Origin of the sequence: Mesorhizobium alhagi CCNWXJ12-2 (assembly GCF_000236565.1) — a bacterium.
Lineage (GTDB): Bacteria > Pseudomonadota > Alphaproteobacteria > Rhizobiales > Rhizobiaceae > Allomesorhizobium > Allomesorhizobium alhagi.
Genome location: NZ_AHAM01000068.1, coordinates 1 through 18655, shown reverse-complemented (window position 1 = coordinate 18655; position 18655 = coordinate 1). Strand labels below are relative to the sequence as shown.

Annotated in this window: 18 protein-coding genes and 1 pseudogene; 10 read left to right on the top strand and 9 right to left on the bottom strand. The window is 64.4% G+C overall.

The genetic code is table 11. From position 1 onward, the window contains the following. Positions 1-564 carry a ubiquinol-cytochrome c reductase iron-sulfur subunit gene (petA, locus tag MAXJ12_RS09360; protein WP_008835583.1) on the bottom strand — a complete coding sequence of 188 codons (564 nt, stop codon included), beginning with the start codon at positions 562-564 and terminating at the stop codon, positions 1-3. A 315-nt stretch (positions 565-879) separates the two neighbouring features. Here petA and MAXJ12_RS09355 point away from each other — a divergent pair, with 315 nt between their 5' ends. Continuing rightward, entirely contained in the window at positions 880-1221 is a 342-nt protein-coding gene (locus MAXJ12_RS09355) for a cupin domain-containing protein (protein WP_008835582.1), read from the top strand. Between the two features lie 19 nt (positions 1222-1240). On the opposite strand, the gene MAXJ12_RS09350 is transcribed toward MAXJ12_RS09355, so the two are convergent. The 4 genes from MAXJ12_RS09350 to MAXJ12_RS09335 all read right to left on the bottom strand — a co-directional run bounded on the left by MAXJ12_RS09350 (position 1241) and on the right by MAXJ12_RS09335 (position 5882). Next, positions 1241-1555, bottom strand: a complete 315-nt coding sequence (locus MAXJ12_RS09350; RefSeq protein WP_008835581.1) for a DUF6665 family protein — start codon at positions 1553-1555, stop codon at positions 1241-1243. Positions 1556-1567: 12 nt separating this feature from the next. Further along, positions 1568-3436, bottom strand: coding sequence for an ABC transporter ATP-binding protein (locus tag MAXJ12_RS09345; RefSeq protein WP_008835580.1), 1869 nt, complete (start codon positions 3434-3436; stop codon positions 1568-1570). Between the two features lie 104 nt (positions 3437-3540). Further along, positions 3541-5412, bottom strand: a complete 1872-nt coding sequence (locus tag MAXJ12_RS09340; protein WP_008835579.1) for an ABC transporter ATP-binding protein — start codon at positions 5410-5412, stop codon at positions 3541-3543. Between the two features lie 143 nt (positions 5413-5555). Continuing rightward, the gene (locus MAXJ12_RS09335) at positions 5556-5882 is read right to left on the bottom strand and encodes a hypothetical protein (RefSeq protein ID WP_008835578.1); all 327 of its coding nucleotides are present in this window, start codon (positions 5880-5882) and stop codon (positions 5556-5558) included. 285 nt (positions 5883-6167) lie between these two features. Between MAXJ12_RS09335 and MAXJ12_RS09330 the strand changes: the two genes are divergently transcribed. Together MAXJ12_RS09330 and soxR are read left to right on the top strand one after the other, a co-directional pair. Continuing rightward, positions 6168-6626 (top strand): tRNA (cytidine(34)-2'-O)-methyltransferase, encoded by a 459-nt coding sequence (locus tag MAXJ12_RS09330; protein WP_008835577.1) that lies wholly within the window; start codon positions 6168-6170, stop codon positions 6624-6626. 169 nt (positions 6627-6795) lie between these two features. Next, complete coding sequence (gene soxR, locus MAXJ12_RS09325; RefSeq protein WP_008835576.1) at positions 6796-7257, top strand: redox-sensitive transcriptional activator SoxR; 462 nt, start codon at positions 6796-6798, stop codon at positions 7255-7257. Here soxR and MAXJ12_RS09320 read toward each other — a convergent pair. Further along, positions 7232-7489: a hypothetical protein gene (locus MAXJ12_RS09320; RefSeq protein WP_008835575.1), complete on the bottom strand. Its 258-nt coding sequence runs from the start codon at positions 7487-7489 to the stop codon at positions 7232-7234. The two genes, soxR and MAXJ12_RS09320, sit on opposite strands and share 26 nt — an antisense overlap. Before the next feature lie 108 nt (positions 7490-7597). On the opposite strand from MAXJ12_RS09320, the gene hemF reads away from it, so the two are divergent. The 3 genes from hemF (at position 7598) to MAXJ12_RS09305 (ending at position 9906) form a co-directional block, all read left to right on the top strand. Beyond that, positions 7598-8512, top strand: coding sequence for an oxygen-dependent coproporphyrinogen oxidase (hemF, locus tag MAXJ12_RS09315; protein ID WP_008835574.1), 915 nt, complete (start codon positions 7598-7600; stop codon positions 8510-8512). Positions 8513-8714: 202 nt separating this feature from the next. Continuing rightward, positions 8715-9623: an alpha/beta hydrolase gene (locus MAXJ12_RS09310; protein WP_008835573.1), complete on the top strand. Its 909-nt coding sequence runs from the start codon at positions 8715-8717 to the stop codon at positions 9621-9623. Positions 9624-9720: 97 nt separating this feature from the next. Further along, complete coding sequence (locus MAXJ12_RS09305) at positions 9721-9906, top strand: DUF1059 domain-containing protein (protein ID WP_008835572.1); 186 nt, start codon at positions 9721-9723, stop codon at positions 9904-9906. Positions 9907-9987: 81 nt separating this feature from the next. On the opposite strand, the gene MAXJ12_RS09300 is transcribed toward MAXJ12_RS09305, so the two are convergent. From MAXJ12_RS09300 to MAXJ12_RS09290, 3 genes are read right to left on the bottom strand one after another with little or no spacing between them, the layout of a single operon-like run. Further along, on the bottom strand, positions 9988-11244 hold the full coding sequence (locus MAXJ12_RS09300) for a CCA tRNA nucleotidyltransferase (RefSeq protein WP_008835571.1): 1257 nt from the start codon (positions 11242-11244) through the stop codon (positions 9988-9990). 5 nt (positions 11245-11249) lie between these two features. Beyond that, positions 11250-11879, bottom strand: coding sequence for a CoA pyrophosphatase (locus tag MAXJ12_RS09295; RefSeq protein WP_008835570.1), 630 nt, complete (start codon positions 11877-11879; stop codon positions 11250-11252). A gap of 2 nt (positions 11880-11881) precedes the next feature. Next, entirely contained in the window at positions 11882-12511 is a 630-nt protein-coding gene (locus tag MAXJ12_RS09290) for a DUF1285 domain-containing protein (RefSeq protein ID WP_008835569.1), read from the bottom strand. A 139-nt stretch (positions 12512-12650) separates the two neighbouring features. Between MAXJ12_RS09290 and MAXJ12_RS09285 the strand changes: the two genes are divergently transcribed. The 4 genes and pseudogenes from MAXJ12_RS09285 to MAXJ12_RS09270 all read left to right on the top strand — a co-directional run. After that, entirely contained in the window at positions 12651-13655 is a 1005-nt protein-coding gene (locus MAXJ12_RS09285; protein ID WP_008835568.1) for an AAA family ATPase, read from the top strand. Positions 13656-13659: 4 nt separating this feature from the next. Then, on the top strand, positions 13660-14577 hold the full coding sequence (locus MAXJ12_RS09280) for a DUF58 domain-containing protein (protein WP_008835567.1): 918 nt from the start codon (positions 13660-13662) through the stop codon (positions 14575-14577). After that, positions 14574-17393, top strand: a complete 2820-nt coding sequence (locus MAXJ12_RS09275; protein WP_008835566.1) for a DUF4159 domain-containing protein — start codon at positions 14574-14576, stop codon at positions 17391-17393. Before MAXJ12_RS09280 ends, MAXJ12_RS09275 begins: the two co-directional genes overlap by 4 nt. 1 nt (position 17394) lies before the next feature. After that, positions 17395-18655: pseudogene (locus MAXJ12_RS09270) on the top strand (hypothetical protein); the annotation flags it as partial.

Genomic DNA, 18655 nt, shown 5'->3' with positions numbered 1-18655 from the left:
TCAGCCGATCCGGATCGTGGTGTCGGAAACGAACTGGAATGTCGGAATGGCCAGGTTTTCGGGCGCCGGACCTTTGCGGACGCGGCCGGCCGTGTCGTAGTGCGATCCGTGGCAAGGGCAGAACCAGCCGCCGAAATCACCCTGCTGGCCGAGCGGAACGCAGCCGAGATGGGTGCACACGCCAACCATGACAATCCAGTTTTCCTTGCCTTCGCCCGCGGAGCGGTCGAGGTCGGTGGCCGGCGCATCGCCGGCGATATTGGCATTGCGCGCAACCGGATCCTTGAGTTCATCCAGCGAAACCGCTTTCGCCGCTTCGATCTCTTCCGGCGTACGGTTGCGAATGAAGACTGGTCGGCCCCGCCATTTGGCCGTCAGCGACATGCCGGGCTGGAGCGCTGATACGTCGACCTCGATCGTGGCGAGCGCCAGCGTCGAAGCGTCCGGGCGCATCTGATCGATGAAGGGCCACGCAACGGCGCCCGCGCCGACCACTCCGGCCATGCCGGTGGCCACGTAGAGGAAATCCCGCCGGGTCGGCTCGGTCGTGTCGGTTGCGCTCACGGGACTATGATCCTTTCGCCTTACTTTATGCCGGCTGGAGCCAGATCTTGCTCCGTCGGTCTGGCGCCGTCGGCGCATGCGCGACGGGCCGGTCGACCCATCCGGCATTCGGGCATCGGTTTATGCGCGAAGCCCGCTTATGTCCAGACGGTGCAAGGGGGTGACGGCAGATTGTCGCGGGGCCGCGGTGCAGGCCGGGTGCAAGACTATTTCGGCGCTGGCAAGGCCTGTGCCGACCGGTCGTATCTGTGCTGAACAGACCCTGGCGCGTCGCGGCGCTCGACACGAAGAAATCCGGCGGCATATCATCCTCTCATGGCACATGTGATCGATAAGGAAGGCTGGGCCGAAGGCGACCGCTGGCATGGAGAAATGCAGGGCATGCCATACGGCGCCGGTATTTCCATTGTGTTCAACGATTTCGACAGGATCGGCGGCGGACCGAGGCTCCACAAGCACCCTTATCCGGAAACATTCATCATCCGGTCGGGTCGGGCGCTCTTTACCGTCGGCGACAGTGAAATCGAGGCAAGCGCCGGCCAGATTGTGGTTGTTCCGGCCGACATGCCCCACAAGTTCCGCAATCTCGGACCTGAACCGCTCATTACAATCGATGTCCACGCATCGGAAAAGTTCATAACCGAATGGCTGGAATGAACGGCGCTGCCGCTCCGGCCTACCTTGCGCCCAGCCTGACCAGCACTTCCCGCGGTATTCCGTAGTCGCGGATGATATCATCGTGGCGGCGGAATCCGCAAAGTTCGCGCTGCACGAAATACGCATAGACGGCATCGGCGGCACTCTTGACCAGCGCCATCCGCGTTTCACTGTCGCCCTGGTGCGAACGGAGCTTTTCCATGCAGGTCTCGACCTTGCGGCCGGCATTGCCGAGGGAGGTCGCTTTTTCAGCCAATATCTCCTGGTCGACCGCGCTGAGGCTGGTCTCTGCAGCGAAGGAAACAGCAAAGTTTTCAGGCAGCCGGGCAGACATATTGCGGCGAACCTATTCCGCCGCCAACTGGTTGGCCAGGAAGCCGCCGGATTGCCGCTTCCAGAGCTGCGCGTAAAGGCCGCCGCGCGCGATCAGAGCATCATGCGTCCCCTCCTCGACGATGCGTCCCTTGTCGAGCACGATCAGCCGGTCGAGCGCTGCGATCGTCGACAGGCGGTGTGCGATCGCGATGACGGTCTTGCCCTCCATCAGCCGGTAGAGATTGTCCTGGATCGCTGCCTCGACTTCCGAATCGAGCGCCGATGTCGCCTCGTCGAGAATCAGGATCGGCGCATCTTTCAGCATCATGCGCGCAATGGCGACGCGTTGGCGCTGGCCACCCGAAAGCTTGACGCCGCGTTCGCCGACATGCGCGTCGTAGCCCCTGCGGCCTTTCGGATCGGAAACGCCCCGGATGAATTCGTGCGCCTCCGAGCGCCGTGCCGCATCCTCGACCTCGGCCTGGCTGGCTCCCGCCCTGCCGTAGCCGATATTGTCGCGGATCGAGCGGTGCATCAGCATTGCGTCCTGGCTGACCACGCCGAACTGCTCGCGCAGCGATCCTTGCGTCACCGAACGAACATCCTGGCCGTCGATCAGGATGCGGCCCGCCTCGACGTCGAACAGCCGCAGCGCCAGATTGACGATGGTTGTCTTGCCGGCGCCGGACGGACCGACCAGCGCCACGCGCTCGCCAGGCCGGATATGCAGGTTGAGGTTTTCGATGATGCCGCCGCCCTTGCCATAGTGGAAGGAGACGTTCTCGAACCTGATGTCGCCCATGGCGCGCGGCATCACCTTCGCATCGGGCGCGTCACGTATGGCCGGCCTTACGGAGATCGTCCGCGTCGCATCCTGCACGGTAGCGTAGTTCCGGATCAGGCCGTTGATGTTGAACATCATCCAGCCCGACATCTGGTTCAGCCGAAAGACGAGGCCAAGTGCCGCGGCGATTGCGCCCGTGGAAATTCCGCCCTGGGTGAACTTGTAGATGCAGATTGCCGCAATCGCGCTCATCATCGCGCCGTTGATGATGGCAACGGAGGCGCGGACCGTCGTGACCGCGCGTGTCAGCCGCATCACCGCGCGCAGGAAGCGCTCCAGCCCGTCGCGCACATAGGCGTGCTCGCGCCGCCCGCTGTCGAAGAGCTTGACGGCCATGATGTTGGTGAAGGCGTCGACCAGACGGCCGTTGAAGATCGAGCGTTCGTCCGCCGTGGCGCGGCCGGCGCTGCGCATCTCGGGCAGCAGGAGATAGACGATCGAGGCATATCCGGCGAACCACAGGGCGACGACCAGGCCCATCATCGGGTCGACCGAAACCAATATTGTGATCGCCAGGACAACGAAAGTCAGGAACGACCACATCGTCTGCAGGATGTTGACGATGAAATCGCCGACCGCCTCGCCGCCCTGCATGATCTTGGTGGCGATGCGCCCCGCAAAATCGTTCTGGTAGAAATCGTAGGGCTGTTCGATGACGCGGCGAAAAGCCTGCCAGCGCACCATCGAATAGAAACCCGGCACCACGATCTGCTGCTCGACCACCGCCGAAGCGATCATCACGACGGTTCGCACCACCAGCAACAGCGCAAGCAGGGCTGCGAGTTCGGGCCAATGATCCGCAAACAGCGTCTGTGGATTGGAATTGTCCAGCAGGTCGATCAGCCAGCCGACGGACCAGTAGAGCGCCGCATCGACCGCGCCCGCGGCGCCGCCGACGATCAGCAGGAGGGCGAACGGCCCCGTCGCCTGCCGGGCGAAATAAAGGATGAACCGCCAGGCGCTCGCCGGCAGCACTTCCCGGTCGGTGTCCTGGAAGGGATCCACCGCTCCCTCGAAGCGTTGCCACAGCCTGTTGCGAAATCCCTCGTCAGCCATTCATTCTCGCCATTCGCCATGCCGGTCCGCCGCCCGGCTGAACCAATATAGGAAAGCCGCCGGGAAATTCCCGCGAAGAAGCCGCATCCCGCGTCCGTCTGGCTTCACTCCGCGGCCTGCCCCTTCAGGACAGCCGACTCCACCGGATCGCCATCCAGAAGGAACCCGCCGGACTGCCTTTGCCACAATTGCCGGTAGAGCCCGTCTCGGGCGAGCAGTTCCTCATGCGTGCCGTCCTCGACTATATGTCCCTCGTCCATGACCACGAGCCGGTCCATCGCGGCGATGGTCGAGAGCCGATGCGCGATCGCGATCACCGTCTTCCCCTCCATCAGCCGGTAGAGGTTCTCCTGGATCGCGGCCTCTACCTCCGAGTCGAGCGCCGATGTCGCCTCATCGAGTATCAAGATCGGCGCGTCCTTGAGCATCACACGGGCAATCGCGACGCGCTGCCGCTGACCGCCGGAGAGCTTGACGCCGCGCTCGCCGACATGGGCGTCGAACGCCCTGCGCCCCTTCGGATCGGAAAGGCTGTCGATGAAGTCCAACGCCTCGGCGCGCCGGGCGGCTTCCACCATCATCTCCTCCGTGGCATCGGGCCGGCCGTAGAGAATGTTATCGCGCACGGAGCGGTGGAGCAGCGAGGTATCCTGCGTCACCACGCCGATATTGGCGCGCAGGCTGTCCTGGGTAACGGTAGCAATATCGTGGCCGTCTATCAGGATGCGGCCGCTCTCCAGATCGTAGAAGCGCAGGAGCAGGTTCACCAGCGTCGACTTGCCTGCGCCCGATCGCCCCACGATGCCGACCTTTTCGCCGGGACGAACCTTGAGCGACAGGTCTTCGATGACGCCCTTGCTCTTGCCGTAGTGGAACCGGACTGTCTCGAATTCGATCTCGCCGTTGGTGACATCGATGTCTTTCGCCCCCGGCCTGTCTTCGACAAGCCGTGGCAGCGAGATCGAGCCGATGCCGTCCTGCACCGTGCCGATATTCTCGAACAGGCCGGACATCTCCCACATGATCCACTGCGACATGCCCCAGAGCCGCAGGACCAGGCCGATCGCGACGGCGACCGCTCCGATCGTGACCGCCTCGTGGAGCCACAGCCAGATCGACAGCGCCCCGACGGAGAACAGCAGCAGCGCATTGATGACGTAGAGGGCCCCGTAGAGTTGCGTTACGAGCCGCATCGAGCGGTAGACCGTGTCCATGAAAGTCGCCATGCCCTCCCGTGCGAAGGAAGCCTCGCGCCTGGCATGTGAAAACAGTTTCACGGTCTGAATGTTGGTGTAGCTGTCGACCACCCGGCCGGTCATGACTGAGCGGGCATCGGCCTGTTCCTGGGAAACGGCGCCGAGATACGGCACGAAGTAGCGCAGCAGCCCGACATAGCACACAAGCCAGACGGCGAGCGGCGCGGCCAGCCTCCAGTCGGACGAGCCGACGATGAACAGCATGCCGAGGAAATAGACGACGACGTAGTTGAGGACATCGATCAGCTTGATGATGCATTCGCGCACGGCAAGCGCGGTCTGCATCAGCTTCGTGGCGATACGGCCGGCGAACTCGTCCTGATAGAACGTCATCGACTGCTTGAGCAGGTAACGGTGCACCTGCCAGCGGATGCGCATCGGGTAGTTGCCCATCAATGTCTGCTGCGAAATCAGCGAGTGCAGCAGCACCGTCCCCGGCAACGCGATCAGCACGATGAAGGCCATGCCGGCGAGTTTCCAGCCCTCGGTCTCCAGGAATGTTTCGCGATTTTGCACCAACAGCCAGTCGACGATGTTTCCGAGGAAGGCGAACATCCAGACTTCGGTGATCGCGATCGCCGACATCAGGATCGCGGCGGCGATGATATAGGGCCAGGCGCCCTTTGTGTAATGCAGGCAGAAGGCGACCAGCGTATTGGGCGGCTCGACCGGTTCTTCGACCGGAAACGGATTGAGCTTCTGTTCAAACCAGCGGAACATTTTCTCGGTCTTTCAAGGCGCCTCATGCCGCTGCGCACCAACCGTGCAGGCGTGAAGCTAAGATGGATACTGGCCGGCCTGATTCCAGCGTGGGTTCGGCCCCGACACCTTAAGGCGTCGAGGCCGCTTCGCCGACCCGCCTGTCACGAACTCCTGACAAACGGGTGGCGCCGCTCTTCCTTGGCCGGGTCGCGGAGCACATTCCGGACCCATCCTGCGATCATGCTGACGCGCGACGGCTTGGTCGGAAACGGAACCGCAAGCGACATGTCGACATCGGGAAGATTGCCCCGATGCGAGCGAACCGCCCGGCCTGGTGGGTGCGCGACCGGACTTCGAATGCCGATGGCGAGTTCCCACGCCTCGAGCTTTTGCCGGTTCAGGTCTGGTGCGCCGTCCACGGCCCGAAGGCCCTGGCGGCGCTCATCTACGGAGGGGGCCTTTTGGCCCTTGTCGATATTGGAAGACATAGCAAGATTCCTTCGGAAACCATGAAAAGGTCCGGCGGGAATCGAGACGATGAAGCTTTGAAATGTCAGGTAAAGCGTCGAACCGAAACCGCCAGGGCGCTTAGCCCGCGGATGGGGCGGTGGATATCTACGGTCATCATGAATTCCATGTCCGCCTCCTTCGGTTCGAGTTGACAATGGCGGCTCTATAAACTCATTCGGCCGCCTTGACCATGCGGAAGACGGCCATCGCGGCGAAGTCGCCGACGGTGTTGCTGTATGGACACTTATTAGCTGGAGACGATATTGGCCGACGGCATTCGCATCGCGCTTTACCAACCGGACATTGCCGGCAATACCGGCACAATCCTTCGCATGGCTGCCTGCCTCGGGGTCGCCGTCGACATCATCGAGCCGGCCGGGTTCGACCTCTCCGACCGCAATCTCCGGCGCGCGGGCATGGACTATCTCGAAATGGCGGCCCTCCCCCGCCATGTCGATTTTGCGCGGTTCGAAGATTGGCGGCGGAGCGAAGCGCGCCGGCTGCTGCTGTTTTCGACCAAAGCCGCCCTGCCCTACACTGCGTTCAGCTTCGCCGATGGCGACATACTTCTGTTCGGGCGCGAATCGGCCGGCGTTCCGGACCAGGTCCGCGACCGCGCCGACGCGCGCCTGCTGATCCCGATGAAGGGCGGCGGGCGCAGCCTCAACGTCGCGCTGAGCGCCGCAATGGCGGCTGGCGAAGCGATCAGGCAGGTCGGCTGAAAGTACCCTGAATTGAACGCCGATCCGCCACGCAATCACTCCGCAACCCGATGCGCGGACGCCGACGGCAACCCTTACATTCAAAAGCATCGCAATTCCCTTCGGTTTGCATCGTCAGGGATAGCTTGCTACAACCTCGACTTAAGTTGAGGTCAAGCGGAAATCCGGCATGGCGAAGGAATTGACAGTGGGGCAGGTCGCGGTCCGGAGCGGAGTGGCGGTTTCGGCCCTGCACTTTTACGAAACGAAAGGACTGATCCAAAGCCACCGAACAGGCGGCAACCAGCGCCGCTATGGCGGCGACGTCCTGCGCAGGGTCGCGATAATCAAGGTGGCGCAGGAGGTCGGCATTTCGCTGGCCGAGATCCGCGCCGCGCTCGCCTCGCTGCCGGACGGCAGGACGCCGAACCGCGACGACTGGAATGCGCTATCGCAAGGATGGGCGGCCGATCTTGATCGTCGGATTCTCCAGTTGCAGAAACTGCGCGATGGGCTGACCGACTGCATCGGCTGCGGCTGCCTGTCGATCGACCGCTGCAAATTGCGCAATCCGGGAGACCGGCTGGCCGAGGAAGGCCCAGGCCCGCGGCGGCTTGTTGTCGCGCCTAGTCGGAACTTGGCAGGCGCCTGATGGTGAACTCTATGACGTCGCCGGGGCGCTCGAACCAGCTTTCGATGGAGGTCCAGTAGGCCTGCTTAGGCCAACGGTCGAACCACTCCTTGGCCTTCTTTCGGGCGTCGCTGCGCGGCAGCACGAAAGTCTCGCGCAAAAACCCGTCGCGCGGCATGCGCGCATTCTCGGCCCGGCTTTGATCGAGCCTTTTCTTTAGACCATCGAGCGGCGGCCGCGTCGGGGTGCGCACAGGAACTCCTTGACCCTGGACAATTAGAGATTAGGGATCGCGCCGGAAAAAACGAGTCATTTTTGCATGCCCGCGGGCTGTGGAAACGGCAGGAAGCGGAGACGGCGCATGGAACGCCCCGAAATACCGGCTGGGCTGCCGGAAGACGTTGAAGACAAGAAGGCAGCCGCGCGGGCGTGGTTCGAGGAATTGCGCGATCGCATCTGCGCGGCGCTCGAGAAGATCGAGGACGATCTCGCTGGTCCGCAATCGTCATGGGCGGTCGGCCGCTTCGAGCGCACGCCGTGGCAGCGCCAGGAAGGCCAGGGCGGCGGGGGTGTCATGTCGATGATGCACGGCCGCGTCTTCGAGAAGGTCGGCGTTCATACCTCCACGGTCTATGGCGAATTCTCGCCGGAGTTCCGCAAGCAGATGCCCGGCGGCGAGGAGGATCCGCGCTTCTGGGCAAGCGGCATTTCGCTCATCGCGCATCCATGGAACCCGAACGTGCCGGCCGTCCACATGAACACGCGCATGGTCGTGACCTCGCGCAACTGGTTCGGCGGCGGCGCCGATCTGACGCCGGTGCTCGACCGCCGCCGCAGCCAGGAGGATCCCGACGCAATCGCCTTCCACAAGGCCATGCGATTTGCCTGCGAAAAGAACCGGACGGTCGCCGACTACGAAAAATACAAAGCCTGGTGCGACGAGTATTTTTACCTCCCACACCGCAACGAGCCACGCGGGATAGGCGGCATTTTCTTCGATTGGCTGCAGTCTCCACAGGAGAGTGGCGGCTGGGACGCCGACTTCCGCTTCGCCCAGGATGTCGGCCGCACCTTCGCGGTGGTTTACCCGCATCTGGTCCGCAACAACTTCAACCTGAACTGGACCGACGGCGACCGCGAGGAACAGCTCATCCGGCGAGGCCGCTACGTCGAGTTCAACCTGCTCTACGACCGCGGCACCATTTTCGGGCTCAAGACCGGCGGCAATGTCGACTCGATCCTGTCGAGTTTGCCGCCGGAAGTGAAATGGCCGTAGCCGCAACCCGCGTGACCTTCGGGACACACCCGCCCGTCTTCTTCCCGGATCATCAAATCGTGTGATGAGTAGCCGGCAAGAGACCGCTATAAGCGAACAAGGTTGGGGCAAAGGGCGAATTCCGCTGGCATGTCGGCTGCGGCAGACATGGCGGGAACTGCAGGCTCCGGAATGATTAACGTTCAGCTGACAGGGTCGGCCAATGGCCAGAAACTGCATCATCGGCTTGCTGTCGATCGTCATCACCTTGGGCTTCGCGAGCATGGGCAATGCCAGCGACCTGTCTGATTGCGACCGCAACCCATCGCCGGGAAAGATCGCGGCAGCGGCAAAGAAGAACCCCGCCCTCAACGCGGAGGCGCTCCAGTTCTGCGCCGATATTCCCACAGCAGGAGACGCGGCCGTGCCCCTAGCCCCGAATCGTTCGACCGGCGTAGATGTCGACTCAGCCCCGCGGGACGAGGTATCGGCGATCGAGCGGTCGGATCGCTTCCTCGTCCTGCGCAGGCAGCCGAAACCCGCAACCGGGGAAACCTTCGTGCTGCTGCACGGCTCCGGCGGCGACGAGACGACGATGATGGATCTTGCCTCGCGTATAGATCCCCATGCCGTACTGATGGGCATTCGCGGACGGCTCGTCCAGGACGGCGTTACGCGCTGGTACCGTCGCCTCACGCCGACCCGGTTCGACCAGCACGACATCCGCTCCGAGGCCGAAGCTTTCGCGTCTTTTCTGCGCGACGCGGTCGAAGCGAAGAAGCTCGATCTCGCCAACACCACCTTCATCGGATATTCGAACGGCGCCAATCTCCTGGCCGCAATGGCGCTCCTGCATCCGGGCCTTGTCGAGCGCGCGGTGCTGCTACGGCCCATGTCGGTGCTGGAGAGCATTCCCGATGTCGACCTGTCCGGCACGCGGTTCCTCACCGTCGCCGGGGCAGCCGACAGCATCTACGCACCCTTTGCCCCCGCGCTTGAAGCGATGCTGCGCAAGCATGGCGGCCGCGTCGAAGCCCGCACGATCAAGTCCGGGCACGATCTCGGCAACGACGACGTTGCCGTCGTAAGCGAATGGCTCGCCCCCTCGAACGCGGTCTCGCTCAATCAGTAGCGCAAGCCGCATCCGGGAAAATTGCCTCCGTCGGCAACCTATCGCCCGATTCCATGTTATGCTGGTTCCCCCGCCAGAACGAGGAAAGGAGAAACCGATGAAGGAATTTCACTGCGGATCGCTTGTCCCGGGCTGCGACTGGCACACGCGCCATGAGGAAGAGGCCGAAATCATGCGGCGCGCCGTCGAGCATCTGCGCGAAACGCACGGCGAAACGATCATTCGCGAGACCATGATAGAGGCGATCCGGTCGCGCATCGAAAAGGTTCGCGACGCGGCCTAAAACATGTTTTGAAACAGGCTGTTGCGGCGACTTGGTGATTCAGGCCGCGAGCCAGTTGATTCAAATCGTCAATCGCTTGAATCAGTCTCTCAACATTGTCGCGGCGCGGTCCAGCAGCGCGCCGCGATCGTGCGAAAAGCCGCCATCAACCCATTGATTTTCCAGTTCGCGCAGCAACTCGCCCATGCGCGGTCCGTCGTTGACTCCCAGGCCGGCCAGGTCGCGTCCCCTGATTGGGAGTTCCGGCTTCTGCCATTGCTCCGCATAAGCCAGTAGACGCGAAAATCCGCCTGCCTCCATCAGTGCCTTGTTGTCCTCCACCCCCCGCGCCCTCGCGGAAGCTAGCGCCAATCGCAGGCGGTCGATGAAACCGCGGCGATCGCCCCGGTAGAGCAGCTTGGCCAATGCGTCTTCCGGCAAGTTCGAGGCGACCGGGGCAGTCTTGGCCCAATGCGACAGACGCTCCGCATCCGCATTCGACAGCTTGAGCCGCTCCGCCAGGCCTGCCATCCGCTCCGCATCCGCCGGCACGATGGCCATCAGGCGCAGCAGCGGATCAGGCGTCCAGCCCAGTTCCAGCTCGGCCCTGACCAGTGGGTGGATTGCGTCGATGCCCCACTTCTCGCTTTCCGGCAAAACGCGGGTCAAGACGCCCGCCTGCCGCATCCAGAGCAGTGCACGCGACGGATCGGGCGCCGAAAGCAGCTTCTTCAGTTCGCTCCAGACCCGCTCCGCCGAAAGCTGGTCGAGCCCGTCCTTCAGCCGGACGCAGGCCTTCACACCCTCCGCATCCGGCCGTCCGGTCCCGTACCAGGCGAAAAACCGGAAGAATCGCAGAATGCGCAGATAATCCTCGCGGATGCGGTCTTCGGCATTCCCTATGAACCGCAGCCTCCGCGTTTCGATATCGGCCAGCCCGCCCACCAGGTCCACCACGGTTCCGTCAGCCTCGGCGTAGAGCGCATTGATGGTGAAGTCCCGCCTTTGCGCATCTTCCTTCCAGTTGCGCCCGAACCGCACCTTCGCGCGCCGCCCGTCAGTCTCGACATCGGCGCGCAGCGTGGTCACCTCGTAAGGCTTGCCGCCGGCGATGACCGTAATCGTGCCGTGTTCGGCGCCGGTGGGCACGGCCTTGAAACCGGCGGCCTCCGCACGGCGCACAGTCTCTTGCGGCAGGTTCGTCGTCGCGATGTCTATGTCGGAAACCGGTTCGGCGAGCAGCGCGTTGCGCACCGCGCCACCCGCGATGCGGGCCTCCTCGCCGTCCGCCGAAAGCGCGTTCAGCAATCGCTGCAGCTCGTCCCGGGCGAGCCAGTCAGCCCCGGCGATCTGGGTCATCCCGTTCACGTATAGAGCCTCTCATAGAGCGTGCGGATGATGCCGGCCGTCACGCCCCAAATCCGCCGCCCGCCATAGGGCATATCGTAATAGAACCACTCCTTGTCGTCCCACATGCGGCTGTCGCGGCGGTGGTTGGCGGGATCCATCAGGAAGCGCAGCGGTACCTCGAAGGCGGCATCGACCTCATGCTCGTTGATGGTGAGCTGGAAGCCGGGCCGGACGATACCGAGCACCGGCGCAATGCGATAGCCGCTGCCCGCCACATAATCCGGGATCCGGCCGATGATCTCGATATGGCCGGCATCGAGACCGATCTCCTCCATCGTCTCGCGCAGCGCCGCATGTTCCGGGGTCGGATCCGTTGGGTCGATACGGCCGCCCGGAAACGCCACCTGCCCCGAATGATTGCGCAGCTTTTCCGCACGCTTGGTCAGGATCACGGTCGCCTCGTCGCCATGATCGACGACCGGGACGAGCACCGCTGCATCGCGCAGATCGGTCCGCCGGATCAGAGGACCATGCTGCGGGTTGAAGCGGTGGTCACCATACTCCTCGTCATCGTCGATGCGTTCGGCGACGGCGCGCAGCCGGAAGTCGGCGGCGGAATAGGGTTTTGCTGCGAAGGCATCCACGGTCAGGCGCTCAATCTTTTCAGGATTTCCGCCGGCATGATCGGATAGACCTCGCCGCCGGAACGCACCGCAAACATGAGCCTGCCGTCGACCTCGATCTCCTCGCCATACTGGACAAGCTCGTACATGACCGGTCGCGCCACCAGTGCCTCCAACCGGCCGCGCACCAGCACGTAGGGCTTCAGGCCACCCGTCTCGGGCTCGTCGACGAAGCGCAGCGGGTGCTCCGGCCCTGCCTCAACGACATCGCCGACATTGGTGCGGAACGTTATCTTCTGCTCGTCGCCCTCTCCCGTCACGCTCATCTCCACCGCAACGAACGGCGCATCGACGACCCTGATGCCGACCTTCTCGACCGGTGTGACCAGATAGGTCTTGCCGTCGGCATCCTTGCGCAGCACCGTCGAAAATAGCTGGACAAGCGGCATGCGGCCGATCGGAGTGCCGAGATAGAACCATGTCCCGTCTGCCTTGATCTCCATGTCGAGATCGCCGCAGAAGTCCGGATTCCAGCGCTCAACCGGCGGCAGGCCCTTGCCCGCGCGTGCCGCGCGGGAGATCAGCGCGGACAGATCCGCGGTATCGCCGGCGGCGGCAAGGCTGTCTTTCTCCGGTCGCGCTTGATTGTCCATCGTCACGAAATAGTCACTGTTGTTCCGCTTGTCAGCCTGATTGGGTGATTTAAGTTCATTAGAGCACACCCGTCATGTGCGAATCGCGGCACTGGAAACCTGCTGGCCGGCGTTCCAGGCAAATGAGGACCGAAGCGGCATGAGCATCATCATCAAGCAGGCCCCGATAAGCGAAAAGGACATGATCGCCGAGGCCGAAAAGGCGCTTGCCGACATTTCACGCGTTCGGGAAGGGGTAGGCCGCGTCATATTCGGCCAGGAAAGCGTCGTCGAACGCACGCTGGTGGCGCTTCTTGCCGGCGGCCATGCCTTGCTGGTCGGCGTTCCCGGCCTTGCCAAGACCAAGCTGGTCGAAACGCTGGGCATCGTGCTCGGCATGGATGCCCGCCGCATTCAGTTCACGCCGGACCTGATGCCGTCGGACATTCTCGGTTCCGAAGTCATGGAGCAGGACGAGTTGGGAAAGCGCTCCTTCCGTTTCATTCCCGGTCCGATCTTCGCGCAGTTGCTGATGGCCGACGAGATCAACCGCGCCAGCCCGCGCACCCAGTCGGCGCTCCTGCAATCGATGCAGGAATATCATGTGACGGTGGCCGGCGAGCGCCACGATCTGCCCTCGCCCTTCCATGTGCTCGCGACGCAGAACCCGCTGGAGCAGGAGGGCACCTATCCGCTGCCCGAAGCCCAGCTCGACCGCTTCCTGATGCAGATCGACATTCTTTATCCCGAACTGGAAGCCGAGCGCCGCATCCTGCTCGAGACCACCGGCACCGAGGACGCCCGAGCGCAAAATGTGCTGACGCCAGAGCGTCTGAAGGAAATCCAGCATCTGATCCGCCGCATGCCGGTGCCGGAAAGCGTGGTTGAGGCGATCCTCGCGCTCGTGCGCTCCGCCCGCCCCGGCCAGGAGAATGCCGAAACCGACAAGCATGTCGCCTGGGGGCCTGGCCCGCGCGCCAGCCAGGCGCTGACGCTCTGCGCCCGCGCCCGTGCTCTCTACGATGGCCGGCTTGCCCCGTCGATCGACGACATCAAGGCGCTGGCCGAGCCTGTCCTCCAGCACCGCATGGCGCTGACCTTCGCGGCTCGCGCCGAAGGCATGTCGGTGCGCGACGTGGTGGCGCGGCTGGTGAAAGGTATCTAGCCTGATGGCGCGTGTCGGCGAGGCGTCCTCCCCGGTCCTTACGCGCGATGCGCTCGCCCGGGCCAGGATGCGCGCCTCGCTGGTGCCCGACCTGCTGGTCGAGGCCCGACGCGTCGTCAACACGGTGATCGGCGGCTGGCACGGCCGCCGCAAGCGCGGCATCGGCGAGAATTTCTGGCAGTTCCGGCCCTATGTCGAGGGCGAGGCGATGGCCCGCATCGACTGGCGCCGTTCGGCTCGCGACGACCACACCTATGTGCGCGACCGCGAATGGGAGGCCGCGCACACGGTTTGGCTCTGGGCAGATCCCTCGCCGTCGATGCTCTACAAATCGGCGGGCGCGACCGTGTCGAAGGAATCGCGCGCACTGGTTTTGATCCTCGCAATGGCCGAGCTTCTGTCGCGCAGCGGCGAGCGCATCGCCTGGCCCGGCCTCACCGATCCTTTCACTTCCCGCAACGGCGCGGAGCGCCTGGCGTCGCATCTCAGTCACGCCTCCGAACTGGTCGCCAAGCCTGACCTTTCCATCCTCCGCCGCTTCTCCGACATCGTCATCACCAGCGATTTCCTCGATCCGATCGAAGAGACGATGGCATGGCTCGACGTCCTGGCGCGCCACGGCGTGCGGGCCCATCTGATCGAGGTGGCTGATCCCGCCGAGGAAACCTTCCCCTATTCCGGCCGCACCGAGTTCACCGATCCCGAAACCGGCGAGAAGCTGACGGCCGGCCGCGCCGAAACGCTGGGCGAGGCCTATCGCTGGCAGTACACGGCCCGCAGGCAGGAACTCGCCGCCTGGTGCAAGCGCCTCGGCTGGAGCTTCACCGTCAATCATACTGACCGCCTGGCCTCCGACGCGCTGGTCCGCGTGCATGCGTTCATGACTGCCGATGGGGGCTATGCTTCGGGAGTGCGCGCATGAGTTGGCTGCCGCTCTCCTTCGGTTTCCCGGCAATCCTCTGGGGACTGCTCGCGCTTCCGGTCATCTGGTGGCTGCTCAGGCTCACGCCGCCAAAGCCGCAGATGGAAGTCTTTCCGCCGCTGAAGATCCTGGCGCGGGTGATGAAAAAGGAAGAGACGCCGCATCAAAGCCCTTGGTGGCTGACATTGCTGCGGCTGTTGATGGCCGCGCTGATTGTGCTTGCGTTGGCCGAACCGGTATTCAACCCACGGGAAAAACTGCCGACCGGCGGCGCGGCGCTCGCGCTGGTCGTCGACAATGGCTGGGCGAGCGCCCCGGATTGGGACCGCCGAGTCGCCACGGCAGAGCGCCTGATCGCCGACGCCGCCTCGACTGGCGTGCCGGTGCTGCTGGCGTTCACGGCTGAAAAGCCCAATGCGGAAATCGGGCCGTTCGACGCCGAGGCCGCCCGGGACAAGCTCCGCGCCACGGAACCGCGACCGGTGCCGGTCGACCGTCCCGCCGTCTATGCGCGCGTTGCCGCAGCTCTTGAAACACTGCCGGGCGCCAGCGTCGCGGTCCTCGCCGACGGGCTGGCCTCCGAGGGCGACGAAGCGGCTTTCGGCAATCTTCTCGGCGGCGCCGCGAATGTTGTCTGGGCTGTCCCCGAGCGGCTATCGGCAATCGGGCTGACCGCGGCCGAGAATGAGGTCGACGGCTTCAGGATTTCCGCTGTCCGTGCCGCCGATCCGACAATGCGCCAGGTCACGGCAGGAGCCTTTGACGACAAGGGCCGTCGCATCGCGGACGCCACGCTGACCTTTGGTGCAGGCGAAGCCGAGGCGACCGGGCGGCTGCAGGTGCCGTTCGAATTGCGCAACGACTTTTCCTCCATCGCCATCGACGGCGAGCCGCAGGCCGGCGCGGTACGCGTGCTCGACGAAAATTCCAAGCGCCGCCGCGTCGGTCTTCTGTCACAGTCCGAGGCCGACCGCGCCCAGCCGCTGCTGTCGCCCCTCTACTACATCCGCCGCGCGCTCGAACCCTTCGCCGATCTGGTCGAGCCGTCGAGCCCCGATCTCGCCGAAGCCATTCCGCAGCTTCTCGAACAGAAGCCGGCCATGATCGTGATGGCGGATGTCGGCACCATCCCGGAGACCGCCCGCGCCCAACTCGTCGAATGGGTGCAGAATGGCGGCACGCTGGTGCGCTTCGCCGGCTCCAAGCTCGCCGCCGCCGGCAATGACGAGGAATTGCTGCCGGTGCGCCTTCGGGTGGGCGAGCGCTCGCTGGGCGGCACGCTGTCCTGGACCGAACCGCAGCCGGTCACCGAATTTCCGCCGACCGGCCCCTTCTCCGATCTGGCTCCGCCGAACGAGGTCACGGTCACCCGGCAGGTTCTGGCCGAACCGACGGCCGACATTGTTGAACGCACCTGGGCCAATCTGGCGGACGGCACGCCGCTGGTTACCGGGGCCAAGCGTGAGCAAGGTACCGTCGTGCTCTTCCACATCACGCCCGAAGCCACGTGGTCGAGCCTGCCGATCTCCGGCAGCTTCGTCGAGATGCTGCGCCGCATCGTGCAGCTGTCGCGCAACCAGGGCGCGGCCGCCGCCGGCGCGGAGGGGCAGGCCGGCTCGCTCGCGCCCTACCGCATGATCGCAGCCAACGGCGCGCTGGTGCCGCCGACGCCCGATGCGCGGCCATTGGCCGTCGGCGCGGGCAAGGTTCCGGTGACAATCGAGAACCCGCCCGGCCTCTACGGGACCGAAGAGGGCGTGTTTGCCCACAATCTGCTCGATGCAGAAACGGTGCTGGCGCCGCTCGTTCGCCCGCGCATCGAAGCGCCGGTCACCGAAATGCGTTATGCCTTCGACGAATCGCGCAACCTGAAAGGGCCGCTCGTGGCCGCCGCGCTTCTGCTCATGGTGCTCGACACGCTCGCCGTCTTCTGGATGGGCGGCATGTTCACGCGCCGGCCGAAGCCCGCGGCGCGCACCTCAGGCTCGGTCGCAGCGCTGCTGGTCGCCGTCATGGCCGTCTTCGCGCCCGCCGGCCAGGCCGACGCGCAGGACGCCAAGCCCGGCGACGCCGAGGCGATCGAGGCGATCTCCACGACCAGGCTCGCTTATGTGCTCACCGGCGATGCCGGCGTCGATTCGATCAGCCGCGCCGGCCTTGCCGGCCTATCGCGCTTCCTGGTCGAAAAGACCGCGCTGGAGCCGGGCCAGCCTGCCGGCGTGGACATCGCGGCCGACGAACTCTCCTTCTATCCGATCATCTACTGGCCGATCGATCCGAATGCGGCGATGCCGACCGAGGCGGCGATCGCCCGCATCGACGCCTATATGCAGCAGGGCGGCACCGTGCTTTTCGACACCCGCGACCAGTTCTCGACCGGGCTGGATTCCGGATCCGCGAGCCCTGCGAATGAGCGGTTGCGCGAAATCCTCGGCAATCTCAACGTGCCACCCCTGGAGCCCGTACCGCCTGACCACGTTCTGACCAAGGCGTTCTTCATCCTTCCCGAGTTTCCCGGCCGCTTCAACGGCGGCCCGCTCTGGGTCGAGGCGTCGCTGGAGGCTCAGAACACCGACAACCGGCCGGTCCGCACCGGAGACGGCGTGACCCCGATCATGATCACCGCCAATGATTTCGCGGGCGCATGGGCGGTGGACGCGAATGGCGACGCCATGCTGCCGACCGTGCCGGCCGATCCGATGCAGCGCGCCTATGCCCTGCGGGCGGGCGTCAACATCGTCATGTACATGCTGACCGGCAACTACAAATCCGACCAGGTGCATGTGCCAATCCTGCTCGAACGGCTGGGGCAGTGACATGAACTATTCCCTCGCCTTCGAACCCCTCCTGTCCTGGCCGATCCTCGCGGCGGTGCTGGTGCCGATCACGCTGATCGCGCTTGCCGGACTATGGTTCCGCCAGCGCGGCGCGCTGTTCCGCTTCGCCGCGCTGCTGGCGCTGATAGCCGCGCTTTTGAACCCGGTGCTGCTCGATGAGGAGCGCGAGCCGCTGCAGAGCGTCGTAGCCCTGGTCGTCGACCGCAGCCAGAGCCAGGAGATCGGCAATCGCAACGAGGAGACCACGCAAGCCGTCGCCGGGCTGCAGGAGCGGCTGGCGCGGTTCAAGCAGTTTGACGTGCGCATCGTCGAAGCGGGCCAGGCCGACGCCGCCGACGAGCGCACCGAAACACGCCTGTTCGGCGCGCTGGAAAGCGCCTTCCGCGACGTGCCGCCTTCACGCATCGCCGGCGCCATCATGGTCACCGACGGGCAGGTCCACGACGCGCCGCAGGCAGCGCCCGGCTTCGACGCGCCGCTGCACGCGCTGATCACCGGCGACGAGGGCGAGCGGGACCGCCGCATCCGATTCGAGAACGCACCCCGCTTCGGCATCGTCGACAAGCCGCTCGACATGACCTACCGCGTCATCGCCACCGGCAATGAGCGCGGCTCGGTCGATGTGCGCGTCTCCATCAACGGCCAGCTGGTTTCGGTCGAACGCGCCAATATCGGCCAGGAGACGCCGCTGCAGGTGACGATCCCGAGCGCCGGGCGCAATATCGTCGAGCTGGCGATCGACCCGATCGAAGGCGAACTCACGGACACCAACAACCGCGCCATCGCCATCATAGACGGCATCCGCGAAAATCTGCGCGTGCTGCTGGTTTCTGGCGAGCCGCATGCCGGCGAGCGCACCTGGCGCAATCTCTTGAAGTCCGACGCCTCGGTCGACCTGGTGCACTTCACCATTTTGCGGCCGCCGGAGAAGCAGGACGGCACGCCGATAAACGAATTGTCGCTGATCGCCTTCCCGACGCGCGAGCTCTTCGTGGAGAAAATCCACGATTTCGACCTGATCATCTTCGACCGCTACCAGCACCGGGACGTGCTGCCGATCCTCTATTACGACTACATCGCCGAATATGTTGAGCGCGGCGGCGCGCTGCTGATCGCAGCCGGACCCGAATATGCCGGCGAACAGTCGATTGCCCGCACTCCCCTGATGTCCGCGCTTCCGGCGATGCCGACCGGCGACGTGGTCGAAGAGGCGTTTTATCCGCGCCTGACCGAAACCGGTC

Excerpts from the sequence above, each read along its gene's own strand:
- MAXJ12_RS09335 (WP_008835578.1), bottom strand. The coding sequence starts at position 5,882 with ATGTCTTCCAATATCGACAAGGGCCAAAAGGCCCCCTCCGTAGATGAG.
- MAXJ12_RS09345 (WP_008835580.1), bottom strand. The coding sequence starts at position 3,436 with ATGGCTGACGAGGGATTTCGCAACAGGCTGTGGCAACGCTTCGAGGGA.
- MAXJ12_RS09290 (WP_008835569.1), bottom strand. The coding sequence starts at position 12,511 with ATGGACAATCAAGCGCGACCGGAGAAAGACAGCCTTGCCGCCGCCGGC.
- MAXJ12_RS09355 (WP_008835582.1), top strand. The coding sequence starts at position 880 with ATGGCACATGTGATCGATAAGGAAGGCTGGGCCGAAGGCGACCGCTGG.
- MAXJ12_RS09300 (WP_008835571.1), bottom strand. The coding sequence starts at position 11,244 with ATGACCCAGATCGCCGGGGCTGACTGGCTCGCCCGGGACGAGCTGCAG.
- MAXJ12_RS09280 (WP_008835567.1), top strand. The coding sequence starts at position 13,660 with ATGGCGCGTGTCGGCGAGGCGTCCTCCCCGGTCCTTACGCGCGATGCG.
- MAXJ12_RS09350 (WP_008835581.1), bottom strand. The coding sequence starts at position 1,555 with ATGTCTGCCCGGCTGCCTGAAAACTTTGCTGTTTCCTTCGCTGCAGAG.
- MAXJ12_RS09340 (WP_008835579.1), bottom strand. The coding sequence starts at position 5,412 with ATGTTCCGCTGGTTTGAACAGAAGCTCAATCCGTTTCCGGTCGAAGAA.
- MAXJ12_RS09275 (WP_008835566.1), top strand. The coding sequence starts at position 14,574 with ATGAGTTGGCTGCCGCTCTCCTTCGGTTTCCCGGCAATCCTCTGGGGA.
- MAXJ12_RS09285 (WP_008835568.1), top strand. The coding sequence starts at position 12,651 with ATGAGCATCATCATCAAGCAGGCCCCGATAAGCGAAAAGGACATGATC.
- MAXJ12_RS09310 (WP_008835573.1), top strand. The coding sequence starts at position 8,715 with ATGGCCAGAAACTGCATCATCGGCTTGCTGTCGATCGTCATCACCTTG.
- MAXJ12_RS09305 (WP_008835572.1), top strand. The coding sequence starts at position 9,721 with ATGAAGGAATTTCACTGCGGATCGCTTGTCCCGGGCTGCGACTGGCAC.
- soxR (WP_008835576.1), top strand. The coding sequence starts at position 6,796 with ATGGCGAAGGAATTGACAGTGGGGCAGGTCGCGGTCCGGAGCGGAGTG.
- hemF (WP_008835574.1), top strand. The coding sequence starts at position 7,598 with ATGGAACGCCCCGAAATACCGGCTGGGCTGCCGGAAGACGTTGAAGAC.